This window comes from Thermomonas sp. S9 (genome assembly GCF_024704365.1).
Classification (GTDB): domain Bacteria; phylum Pseudomonadota; class Gammaproteobacteria; order Xanthomonadales; family Xanthomonadaceae; genus Thermomonas.
In genome coordinates, this window is the sequence record NZ_JAJDFY010000001.1 from 1,330,012 (window position 1) to 1,342,238 (window position 12,227).

A 12,227-nucleotide genomic window follows, 5' to 3' on the forward strand; every position below is an offset into this window, starting at 1 on the left:
ACGGTATCGCATTCAAGCGATACCTGCATTTTGCGGATTGCGCATCGCCCGCAGCCTGCTAGGCTTGGCCCCGGAGGGCAGCATCGGTTTCGGGCCGGGGCGTCCGCGGTTTGGTTTCCCGTCCGCGTCGTAGCGCGATGGCCAGATCCCGGGCGCCGGCAGGCCGATGGCCTCTGCGATGATTGCTTCGGCCAGAGGATAGGGCCGGTGCAGCGCAGTGGTCAGGCTGTTCTGGTTGCCGTATCCGTTGAGTTTGGCCAGTTGCCGCAGCGAATAGCCTTTCATGCGCAGCGCAGCGACCACCTCGGCAGGGTGCCAGTCCTTGTGACTGGCTTTTTTCGGGGATTGCTTTGCTGTCACGTCGGCGCTGTCGGGTTGAGTGGGCGGCTTAACTCTCTAGGGTATACGCACAAAATTGCATCAAGTCAAGCAATTTGTTGCGCATTGCGTCTAGGGCGGAAAACTTCGCTCGGGCTTTGGGGCGCAAAAGGATTGACGGAATGTCCGAATTTTTACGGGGCAACGAAAAAAACAGTCAGGCACGGATCTGGCCACGGGATGGACGGTGCGGCATCCGGATCTGCGCACGATAGGGCAGCGTCTAGCGTACATACGTGCATCCATCGGTGGCAGCCAGGCCGACATGGCCGGGCGTATTGGAGTGGCGCTCCGCACCTGGCAGAACTACGAACAGGATCGTCGTTCGCCGGATGCGCAGGCGCTGGTCGCATTGTTCCGTCTGGGCTGGAGCCCGACCTGGGTGTTGACCGGGATGGAGGCGGCCTGCACCGGCGAGCCCGGCACGACTGCGGGACAGGACGGGCAAGGCCTGATGGTGTCCCACGAGCTCGCGGAAGAGGCCTTGCGGGGTCTATGGCTGCCCAAGCACCAATTCTTCGCGCTGATGGCACGCATCCATGCATGGCTGATGCATGGGCGTCCCTACGGTGAAATCCTCGAATTCGCGCGGACCGAGGCCGCACGCCTGGCACAGGATCGCAATAGCGAAGGCAATGCCAGTGGCATCGAGGCCGGGGCCATGCCTCACTCCGGGTCGTAATCCAGCTCGGCCGCCAGCCAGCGCTCGGCCTGGGTGAGTTCGACGCCCTTGCGGCGGGCGTAGTCGGCAACCTGCTCCCGCGTCAGTTGCCCGACCACGAAATAGCGGCTGTCGGGATGGCTGAAGTAGTAGCCGCAGACACTCGCCGCCGGGCTCATCGCGAAGTGCTCGGTCAGGCGGATGCCGGTATGCGCGCGGGCATCCAGCAGGTCGAACAGCGCCTGCTTTTCGCTGTGTTCGGGGCAGGCCGGGTAGCCCGGGGCCGGACGGATGCCGCGGTAGGCCTCGGCGATCAGGGCCTCGTTGTCCAGCGCCTCGTCCGGCGCGTAGCCCCAGAACCCGGTGCGCACGCGCTGGTGCAGGCGTTCGGCGAAGGCTTCGGCCAGGCGGTCGGCCAGCGCCTTGAGCAGGATCGCGCGGTAGTCGTCGTGCTCGGCTTCGAAGCGCGCCACGTGCGCTTCGATCCCGATTCCGGCGGTGACCGCGAACGCGCCGATCCAGTCCTGGCGGCCGCTGTCGCGCGGGGCGACGAAGTCGGCCAGGCACAGGTTCGGGCGGTCGGCGGGCTTGTCGGCCTGCTGGCGCAGGAAGCGCAGCCAGTGTTCGCCGCCATCGGCCTGCAGCACCACGTCATCGCCCACGCTGTTGGCCGGCCACAGGCCGATGACGCCGCGCGCGGTCAGCCATTTTTCGGCCACGATCTGCTCCAGCATCGCACGCGCATCGCGATACAGCTCACGCGCCTGGGGGCCGACCACGGCGTCGTCGAAAATCTTCGGGTATTTGCCGGCAAGCTCCCAGGCGCTGAAGAACGGCGACCAGTCGATGCAGTCGATCAGTTCGGCCAGCGGGTAGTCGTCGAACACGTGGATCCCGGGTTGCCGGGGCATGGGCGGGGCATAGGCCTCCCAGTCGGCGCGGAAGCGGCGCGCGCGCGCCTGTTCCAGCGGCACGAGGAGGCGCCCGCCGCCGCGGTTGCGGTGGCGCTGGCGCACGTCGGCATAGTCGTTGGCCGCGGCCTGCACGAAGCCGCCGCGCAGTTCGGGGCTCATCAGCGACTGCGCCACGTTCACCGCGCGCGAGGCGTCTTTCACCCAGATCGTCGGCGCTGCGTAATGCGGGTCGATCTTCAGCGCGGTGTGTGCGCGCGACGTGGTGGCTCCGCCGATCAGCAGCGGGATGGTGAAGCCCTGCCGCTGCATCTCCTTCGCCACGTGGCTCATCTCTTCCAGCGAGGGCGTGATCAGGCCGGACAGCCCGATCATGTCGGCGCCCACCTCGCGCGCGGTATCCAGGATCTTCTGCGCCGGCACCATCACCCCGAGATCGGTCACCTCGAAGTTGTTGCAGGCCAGCACCACGCCGACGATGTTCTTGCCGATGTCGTGCACGTCGCCCTTGACCGTGGCCAGCACGATCTTTCCATTGCTTTTGCCGGTGTCGCCGCTGCGCAGCTTCTCGGCCTCGATGTAGGGCAGCAGGTACGCCACCGCCTTCTTCATCACCCGGGCCGATTTCACCACCTGCGGCAGGAACATCTTGCCGGCGCCGAACAGGTCACCGACCACGTTCATACCGGCCATCAGCGGCCCTTCGATCACGTCCAGCGGGCGCGCGGCGGCCTGCCGGGCTTCTTCGGTGTCCTGCTCGATGTGCTCATCGATGCCGTGCACCAGTGCATGCGACAACCGGGCGGCGACCGGCTGCTGGCGCCAGGCCAGGCCCTCGGTTTTCTTTTCGCCTTTTTTCTTTTTGTATGTGCCTGCGATTTCCAGCAGGCGTTCGGTGGCATCCGGGCGGCGGTTCAGCACCACGTCCTCGACCCGTTCGCGCAGTAGCGGGTCGAGGTCGTCGTAGATCGGCAGCGCGCCGGCGTTGACGATCCCCATGTCCATCCCGGCGCGGATGGCGTGATAGAGGAATACCGAGTGGATCGCCTGCCGCACCGGCTCGTTGCCGCGGAAGGAGAACGAGACGTTGGAGACGCCGCCGGAGACGTGGCAGTGCGGGAAGCGGCGGCGCAGCGCGCGGGTGGCCTCGATGAAGTCCACCGCGTAGTTGTCGTGCTCCTCGATGCCGGTGGCGATCGCGAACACGTTGGGATCGAAGATGATGTCCTCGGGCGGGAAGCCCACCCGTGTGGTGAGCAGGTGGTAGGCGCGCGCGCAGATCTCGACCTTGCGCGCCGCGCTGTCGGCCTGGCCGGCTTCGTCGAAGGCCATCACCACCACCGCCGCGCCGTAGCGGCGCACCAGGCGGGCCTGGCGCAGGAACTCCGCCTCGCCTTCCTTCAGCGAGATCGAGTTGACGATGCCCTTGCCCTGCAGGCACTTCAGGCCGGCCTCGATCACCTCCCACCTGGAGGAATCCACCATCACCGGCACGCGGGCGATGTCCGGCTCGGCGGCGATCAGGTTGAGGAACTCCACCATCGCCCGCTTCGAGTCCAGCAGGCCCTCGTCCATGTTGACGTCGAGGACCTGCGCGCCGCTTTCCACCTGCTGGCGCGCCACCGCGACCGCCTCGTCGTAGCGGCCTTCCAGGATCAGCTTCTTGAACTGCGCGCTGCCGGTGACGTTGGTGCGCTCGCCGACGTTGATGAAGTTGGACTCGGCCGTGATGACCAGCGGCTCCAGCCCGGCCAGCCGGGTGTGGCGGAGCAGGGCGTTCACGCCGCGGCCTCCGTGGGCACGGCGGCGAGTGCCGGCACCGCGCGCGGCGGCAGGTCGCGCACCGCCGCGGCGATCGCGCGGATGTGCTCGGGCGTGGTGCCGCAGCAGCCGCCGACCAGATTGAGCAGCCCGGATTCGGCGAATTCGCGCAGCAGCGCGCCATGTCCTCCGGGGTCTCGTCGTAGCCACCGAAGGCATTGGGGAGCCCGGCATTGGGATGGGTACTGACGCGGGTATCGGCCACCCGTGCCAGCACGTCGATGTGCGGGCGCAGATCGCGCGCGCCGAGCGCGCAGTTCAGGCCGATCGCCAGCGGGCGCGCATGTCGCAGCGAATACCAGAACGCCTCGGCGGTCTGCCCGGAGAGCGTGCGCCCGGAAGCATCGGTGATGGTGCCGGAGATCATCACCGGCAGCCGCGCGCCGACTTCCGCGAATACATCGTCGATCGCGAACAGCGCGGCCTTGGCATTGAGCGTGTCGAACACGGTCTCCACCATCAGGATGTCCGCCCCGCCTTCGACCAGGCCGCGTGCGGCCTCGCGGTAGGCATCCGCGAGGCCGTCGAAGGTGATGGCGCGAAAGCCGGGGCGGCTGACGTCCGGCGAGAGCGAGGCGGTACGGTTGGTGGGACCGAGTACGCCGATCACGAAGCGCGGCTGCGACGGATCCCGCGCCTCGACGGCATCGCATTCGCTGCGGGCCAGGCGCGCGCCCTCGCGGTTCAGCTCGCGCACCAGGTGCGGCAGGCGGTAGTCGGCCAGCGAGACGCTGGTGGAGTTGAAGGTGTTGGTTTCGATCAGGTCGGCGCCGGCCTCGAGGTAGGCGCGGTGGATGCCGCGGATGATGCCTGGGCGGGTCAGCGTGAGCAGGTCGTTGTTGCCGCGCTGGTCATGCCCCTCGCAGCCACAGCCGGGGCCGTGGGCGTGGCCGGCGGGCGCGCACAGGGCATCGAAGCCGGAGGCGAAGCGCTCGCCGCGGTAGTCGGCTTCGGTCAGGTGGTGGCGCTGGATCATGGTGCCCATCGCGCCGTCGATCACCAGGATGCGGCGAGCCAGCGCATTCTCGAGCGCGGCGACGCGGGCGGGGGCGAGCCAGGGCAGGGACATGGGGGAAGTCCTCCGCTCACGGCTTGACGCCGGTCAGCGCGATCACCTCGAAATGGGGCGGGCGGCGCTCGCGGGTGACGGTCTCGCAGTTGGCGACCGTCAATCCGGCCTTCTCCGCGAACCTGCGCAGTTCCTTGTGGGTGAACCCCAGGTTCACGTGGCCGTAGGCCTCCACCACGCTGCGGTGCTCGTGGCGGGCCAGGCTGGACAGCAGCAGGCGTCCGCCCGGGCGCAGCAGCGCGCGGCCTCGGCCACCGCCTGCGCCGGCCGGGTGGCGTAGGTCAGCGCGTGCATCAGCACCACCAGGTCGAAGCTGGCGTTGGCGAAGGGCAGCGCGTGCATGTCGCCCTCACGCACTTCGACGTTGTCGAAGCGGCGCAGGCGCTCGCTCGCCGCCGCGACCACGCGCGGGCTGGAATCCACGCACACGTAGCGGTCGGCGTGCGGGGACAGCAGTTCCGCCAGCACGCCGTCGCCGGAGGCGATGTCGAGCACGTCGCCCGGCCACAGCAGCGGCAGCGCGGTGCGCGCCAGCGCCTCCCAGGTGCGCCCCGGCGAGTAATGGCGTTCCATGTCGCCGGCCACGCTGTCGGCCCAGTTCTGGTCGGCCGCGCGCATCGCCAGCACGGCGGGCACGCGTTCGGCGTCCTGGCGCAGCAGGGGGTCGTCGCTACCGGTGCGGATGGATTGCCACAGCATGCGCTGGGCCGGCTCGATCGCGGCATCGTCGAAGCGGTAGTAGGCCGAGACCCCGGAGCGGCGGTCGCGTACCAGGCCCGCCTCCTTGAGCTTGGCCAGATGGGTGGACACCCGCGGCTGCGCCAGCTGGGTGATCGCGGACAGCTCCGCGACGGTCAGCTCCTCGCCTTCCAGCAGCGCCAGCAGGCGCACGCGGGTGGCATCGGCGAACACCTTCAGGTGCGCGGACCAGCCTTCCAGATCCATAAATATCTTTCCATCGCGATTCAAAGATAATTATTCCGCGATGGCGCTTGCAGGTCAAGCCGGGCCGACCCGGGGAGCCCGAGGCGATGCGGCCGGCGAGGGCCGTCGGATCGCCCGGTGCGCGATCGGAATGCACGCTGCGCGACGCCTGCATCGGCGTTTCGCACGGGGCCGCCCGCGAAGCGCCGGACGCCGCCGCATGGCTGGGGTTCGTCGCGGCGCGGGGCTACAATGCCGCATCTTCGGAGACACGCATAGAGAGGCGCTCGTGGATTTCGGCTTCAGCGAAGAACAATTGATGATCCAGGACGTGGCGCGACGGATCGCGCGCGAGAAGATCGCGCCCAGCGCCGAGCACCACGACCGCAGCGGCGAGTTCCCGCTCGAGAACATCCGCGCCCTGGGCGAGAACGGCCTGATGGGCATCGAGGTGCCGGTCGAATACGGCGGTGCCGGCATGGATCCAATCAGCTATGTGCTGGCGATGATCGAGATCGCTGCGGCCGATGCCGCCCACAGCACGATTGTCTCCGTCAACAATTCGCTGTTCTGCAACGGCATCCTCACCTTCGGCACCGAGGCGCAGAAGCAGAAGTACGTGCGCGCGATCGCGGAAGGCCGTGAGATCGGCGCGTTCGCGCTGACCGAGCCGCAGTCCGGTTCGGACGCCACCGCGATGCGCTGCCGCGCGGTGAAGCAGGCCGACGGCCGTTTCGTGGTCAACGGCAAGAAGAGCTGGATCACCTCCGGCCCGGTCGCCCGGTACATCGTGCTGTTCGCGATGACCGATCCCGACAAGGGCGCGCGCGGCATCACCGCGTTCATGATCGACACCGGGCGCGCCGGCTTCCACCGCGGCAAGACCGAGCCGAAGCTGGGCATCCGCGCCTCCGCCACCTGCGAGATCGAGTTCACCGACTACGTGGTCGAGCCGGATGAAGTGCTGGGCGAGGAAGGCCAGGGCTTCAAGATCGCCATGGGTGTACTGGATGCCGGCCGCATCGGCATCGCCAGCCAGGCGATCGGCATCGCCCGCGCCGCCTACGAGGCCACCCTGGCCTACGTCAAGGACCGCAAGGCGTTCGGCCAGCCGATCGGCGCGTTCCAGATGACCCAGGCCAAGATCGCCGACATGAAGTGCAAGCTGGATGCGGCCCTGCTGCTGACCCTGCGCGCGGCGTGGCTGAAGGGGCAGGGCCAGCGCTTCACCACCGAGGCCTCGGTGGCCAAGCTGACCGCCTCGGAGGCGGCGATGTGGATCACCCACCAGGCGCTGCAGATCCACGGCGGCATGGGCTATTCCAAGGAAATGCCGATCGAGCGTTACTTCCGCGACGCCAAGATCACCGAAATCTACGAAGGCACCAGCGAGATCCAGCGGCTGGTGATCGCCCGCAACGAAACCGGGCTGCGCTGAGCATGCCTCCCGACGGCCGCGCCCGGGCGCGGCCGTTTCCTTGAAGGTTCCCATTCGATGAAAACCTCCGTCGCACCCTCCGAAAGCGCCGATCTCACCCCCATTCTCGATGCCCTGGCCAAGCGCATGGGCAAGGCCGACCGCGCCGAGGCGCAGGCGTTCGCCGCCGCGTTCTACCGGCGCATGGACGCCGAGGAATTCGCCAGCCGCAGCGCCGCCGGCTGGGCCGAGCTGGCCGCCGACATGCTGGAGTTCGCGCGCAGCCGCAAGCGCGGCAAGGCCAGCGTGCGCCTGTTCAATCCCGCCGATTCGGCCCATACCCTGCTGCAGATCGTCAACGACGACATGCCGTTCCTGGTCGATTCGGTGACGATGGCGCTGGCCGAGGCTGGTATCGGTGTGCACGTGCTGGGGCACCCGGTGATCCGCATGCAGCGCGACAAGGCTGGCAAGCTGCTGGCGGTTGGTGAAGGCGCGCCGGAATCGCTGATGCACCTGGAGATCGACCGCCAGCCGCATGCGGAAATCGCCCGGCTGAAGGCCCACATCGTCCAGGTGCTGGGTGACGTGCGCGCGGTCGTCTCCGACTGGCAGCAGATGCGTTCGAAGATGCAGGGCATCGCGGACGACCTCTCCACCCGCCGCCTGCCGGTGAACGAGGCCGGCCGTCACGAGGCGCAGGAGTTCCTGCGCTGGGCGGCCGACGACCACTTCACTTTCTTTGGCTACCGCGAATACCGGATCGAGAAGCGCGGCAAGGAGGAGGTGCTGGCGGCGGTGCCGGGCAGCGGCCTGGGCCTGCTGCGCGGCGAGGACGACAGCAAGCCGCGTCCGCTGAAGTCGCTGGCGGCGCATTACATGCCGCAGTCCGGCTCGGTGGATGCGCTGATCCTGACCAAGACCAACGCGCGTTCGACCATCCACCGCCCCGGCTACATGGATTACATCGGCGTACTGGAATTCGACGCCAAGGGCCGCGCGGTGGCCGAGCAGCGTTTCCTCGGCCTGTACACCTCCAGCGCCTACACCCGCCGCCCGTGGGACATCCCGCTGGTGCGCGAGCGCTTCAACTACGTGATGGAGAAGTCCGGGCTGGATCCGTACAGCTCACAGCGGCAAGGCGCTGCGCCACATCCTGGAGACGCTGCCGCGCGACGAGCTGTTCCAGTCCGGCGAGGAGGAGCTGCACCGCACCTGCATGGGCATCCTCGGCCTGCAGGAACGCGTGCGCAGCAAGCTGTTCCTGCGCCGCGACCGCTACGGCCGCTACTACTCCGCGCTGGCCTACGTGCCGCGCGACCGTATGAGCACCCAGGTGCGCCAGCGGATCGAGGCGATGCTGATGGATGCCCTGGGCGGCGAGCGGGTGGATACCAACGTGCAGATCGGCGACTCGCCGCTGGCGCAGCTGCACATCATCGTGCGCCAGCGCGCCGGCGAGGACGCGGTGCAGGTGGACATGCCCGCGCTGGAGGCCGGCCTGGCCGACATCGTGCGCGACTGGCGCGACGAGCTGCGCGAGCAGCTGGTGGCAAGGGAGGGCGAGGAAGCCGGGCTCAAGCTCGCGGCCCGCTACGGCGGCGCGCTGCCGGCCGGCTACATCGAGGAGGTCAGCCCGCAGGTGGCGGCCGACGACGTACGCCAGATCGCCGGCCTGCACCAGCCCGGCGACATGTGCCTGAAGCTCTACCGCACCCCGGCCCCGCAGCACGAGCGCCTGCGCTTCAAGGTGTTCCGCTACGCCACCCCGCTGGTGCTGTCGGAGGTGATGCCGGTGCTGGAGAACATGGGGTTGAAGGTGCTGTCCGAGCGCCTGTTCGAGGTCGAGGTCGGCCACGAGTCGGTGTTCATCCAGGACTTCGAGGTGATCAGCCAGCAGGACCAGGTCGGCTTCGAGGCGCTGGACGTGGAGGCCGTGCGCGAGGCGTTCGAGACCGCGTTCGAGCAGGTCCTGCGCGGCAATTCCGAGAACGACGGCTTCAACCGCCTGGTGCTGCTGGCCAAGCTGGACTGGCGCCAGGTCTCGGTGCTGCGCGCGTATTGCAAGTACCTGCTGCAGATCGGGGTGCCGTTCTCGCAGAACTACATGGAAGCCACCCTGGCGCGCTATCCGCTGCTGGCGCGGCTGCTGGTGGAGCTGTTCGAGGCGCGCTTCCACCCCGGCACCGGCAAGGAAAGCCGCGCCGAGATCGAGCAGGGCATGGCCCGCCTGCAGGCGCAGCTGCGCGCGCTGGCGCTCGGCGACGAGGCCACCGTGGCCGCGCTGCAGCCGCTGGTGGAGGCCCGCGGCAGCGACCGCGTGCGCCAGGAGCAGGCCGCGCGCGGCGCCCTGCTGGGGCTGCTGGACCGGGTGTCCAGCCTCGACGAGGACCGCATCGTGCGCAGCTTCATGGGCGTGATCGACGCCACCCTGCGCACCAGTTTCTACATCCATTACCCGCACGGCCTGCGCAAGGACGGCGGCCCGGCCGATTACGTCAGCTTCAAGCTGGATTCCTCGCGCGTGCCCGACCTGCCGAAGCCGCGCCCGTACCGCGAGATCTGGGTGTGCGGCCCGCGGGTGGAAGGCATCCACCTGCGCTTCGGGCCGGTCGCGCGCGGCGGCCTGCGCTGGTCCGACCGCCGCGAGGACTTCCGCACCGAGGTGCTGGGCCTGGTCAAGGCGCAGATGGTGAAGAACACCGTGATCGTGCCGGTCGGCAGCAAGGGCGGCTTCTTCTGCAAGCAGGCGCCGGACCCGGCACAGGACCGCGACGCCTGGTTCAACGAGGGCGTGGCCTGCTACAAGCGCTTCATCAACGGGTTGCTGGACATCACCGACAACCTGTCGGCCGACGGCAAGGTGCTGGCTCCGGCCGGGGTGGTGCGCCACGACGGCGACGATCCGTACCTGGTGGTGGCGGCCGACAAGGGCACCGCGACCTTCTCGGACATCGCCAACGGCATCGCCCAGGCGCATGGCTTCTGGCTGGATGACGCGTTCGCCTCCGGCGGCTCGGCGGGCTACGACCACAAGGGCATGGGCATCACCGCGCGCGGTGCGTGGGAATCGGTCAAGCGCCACTTCCGCGCGCTCGGCCGCGACTGCCAGCGCGAGGACTTCACCGTGGTCGGCATCGGCGACATGTCGGGCGATGTGTTCGGCAACGGCATGCTGCTGTCCCGGCACATCAGGCTGGTATGCGCCTTCGACCACCGCCACATCTTCCTCGACCCGAACCCCGATCCGGCGGCCTCGTTCAAGGAGCGCGAGCGCCTGTTCAGGCTGCCGCGATCGAGCTGGAACGATTACGACAAATCGCTGATCAGCGCCGGCGGTGGCGTGTATGCGCGCTCGCTCAAGGCCATCGAGATCACCCCGCAGGTGCAGCAGGCGCTGGGGCTGGATCCGGAGGTCAAGTCGATGACGCCGAGCGAGCTGATCAGCGCGGCGCTGCGTGCGCCGGTGGGCCTGCTGTGGAACGGCGGGATCGGCACCTACGTCAAGGCCAGCGGCGAGAACAACGCCGACGTCGGCGACCGCGCCAACAACGCGCTGCGTGTCAATGGCGCCGACCTGCGCTGCAAGGTGGTGGGCGAGGGCGGCAATCTCGGCATGACCCAGCTCGGCCGCATCGAGGCCGCGCAGGCGGGGGTGCTGCTGAACACCGACTTCATCGACAACTCGGCCGGCGTGGACACCTCCGACCACGAGGTGAACATCAAGATCCTGCTCAACGGCGAGGTGCAGAAGAAGCGGCTGACCCTGCCCGCGCGCAACAAGCTGCTGGCAGAGATGACCGATGAAGTGGCGCAGCTGGTGCTGAACGACAATTACCGGCAGAACCAGGCGCTGACCCTGATGGAGCGGATGAGCGCCTCGCGTCTCGGCTCGAAGATGCACTTCATCCGCACCCTGGAGGCGCAGGGCCTGCTGGACCGCCAGATCGAGTTCCTGCCCAGCGATGCCGAGATCGCCGAGCGTACTCTGCGCGGGCAGGGCCTGACCCGCCCGGAGCTGTGCATCCTGCTGTCCTACGCCAAGCTGGTGGCCTATCCGCAGCTGCTGGAATCGGACGTGCCGGAGGATCCGTACCTGTCGAAGGAGCTGGTGCGCTACTTCCCCGAGCCGCTGCAGAAGAAGTGCGCCAGGGCGATGGAGAACCACCGCCTGAAGCGCGAGATCATCGCCACCGCGGTGACCAACTCCACCATCAACCGCATGGGCGCGACCTTCTTCCTGCGCATGCAGGAGGACAGCGGCCGCAGCATCGGCGAGATCGCGCGCGCCTACACCATCACCCGCGAGACGCTGGATGCGCGCGAATTGTGGGCGCAGATCGACGGTCTCGACGGCAAGGTGGCCGAGTCGGTGCAGATCGACGCCCTGCAGGTGATCTGGGAACTGCAGCGCAGCTTCACCCGCTGGCTGCTGTCGCGCCCGGGCGCGGTGCCGGCGATCGCCACCGCAGTCGAGCGCTACCACGACGGCTTCCGCGACATCCGCGCCGGCGAGGGCATCCTGCCGCCGTCGCAGCGGCCGGACTACGAGGCCAGCCGCCGGCTGTGGCGCGAGAAAGGGGTACCGGATGCGCTGGCCGACCAGCTGGCGGCGCTGCCCTATCTCGATGCCAGCCCGGACATCATCGAGCTGGCGCGCGAGCGCAAGCTGCGTCCGGTGGAGGTGGCCAAAGTCTACTTCCGTCTCGCCGATGCCCTGCATGCGCCCTGGCTGCGTCAGCAGATCGAGGCGCTGAAGGTGGAGGGGCGCTGGCACGCGGTCGCGCGCGGGGTGCTGCGCGACGAACTGTTCGCGCAGCTGCGCACCCTCACCGGCCAGGTGCTGGCGATGCCGGGCAAGGACGCGGATGCCAAGGTGCAGGCATGGCTGGGCCGCGACGATGCCTCGCTGCGCTTCACCCTGGCGATGCTGGCCGAGCTGGCGGCGCAGAAGAGCGTGGACTATCCCACCGCCTCGGTGGCGGTGCAGCGGGTGGCGCAGCTGGCCCAGCGCGGTTGAGCGCGTCGCCTGCGTTGGCTGCAAAG

At 68.5% G+C, this 12,227-nt stretch carries 4 protein-coding genes and 3 pseudogenes; 3 read left to right on the forward strand and 4 right to left on the reverse strand.

The window, feature by feature from the left end; genetic code table 11:
- Window positions 1-12: 12 nt before the first annotated feature.
- Window positions 13-360, reverse strand: a complete 348-nt coding sequence (locus LJB71_RS06615) for a helix-turn-helix transcriptional regulator (RefSeq protein WP_259303556.1) — start codon at window positions 358-360, stop codon at window positions 13-15.
- A gap of 205 nt (window positions 361-565) precedes the next feature.
- Here LJB71_RS06615 and LJB71_RS06620 point away from each other — a divergent pair, with 205 nt between their 5' ends.
- A complete protein-coding gene (locus LJB71_RS06620) occupies window positions 566-1,060 on the forward strand; it encodes a helix-turn-helix domain-containing protein (RefSeq protein WP_259303557.1) in 495 nt (164 codons plus the stop codon).
- On the opposite strand, the gene metH is transcribed toward LJB71_RS06620, so the two are convergent.
- The 3 genes and pseudogenes from metH to LJB71_RS06635 form a co-directional block, all read right to left on the reverse strand.
- Window positions 1,045-3,732, reverse strand: coding sequence for a methionine synthase (gene metH, locus LJB71_RS06625; protein ID WP_259303558.1), 2,688 nt, complete (start codon window positions 3,730-3,732; stop codon window positions 1,045-1,047). The two genes, LJB71_RS06620 and metH, sit on opposite strands and share 16 nt — an antisense overlap.
- A pseudogene (locus LJB71_RS06630) lies at window positions 3,729-4,840 on the reverse strand (homocysteine S-methyltransferase family protein). Before LJB71_RS06630 ends, metH begins: the two are co-directional and overlap by 4 nt.
- A 16-nt stretch (window positions 4,841-4,856) precedes the next feature.
- Window positions 4,857-5,785, reverse strand: a pseudogene (locus LJB71_RS06635) (metalloregulator ArsR/SmtB family transcription factor).
- Window positions 5,786-6,053: 268 nt separating this feature from the next.
- On the opposite strand from LJB71_RS06635, the gene LJB71_RS06640 reads away from it, so the two are divergent.
- Both LJB71_RS06640 and LJB71_RS06645 read left to right on the forward strand, forming a co-directional pair.
- Entirely contained in the window at window positions 6,054-7,202 is a 1,149-nt protein-coding gene (locus LJB71_RS06640) for an acyl-CoA dehydrogenase family protein (RefSeq protein WP_259303559.1), read from the forward strand.
- A gap of 57 nt (window positions 7,203-7,259) precedes the next feature.
- Window positions 7,260-12,201 (forward strand): annotated as a pseudogene (locus LJB71_RS06645) (NAD-glutamate dehydrogenase domain-containing protein).
- Window positions 12,202-12,227 lie beyond the last annotated feature (26 nt).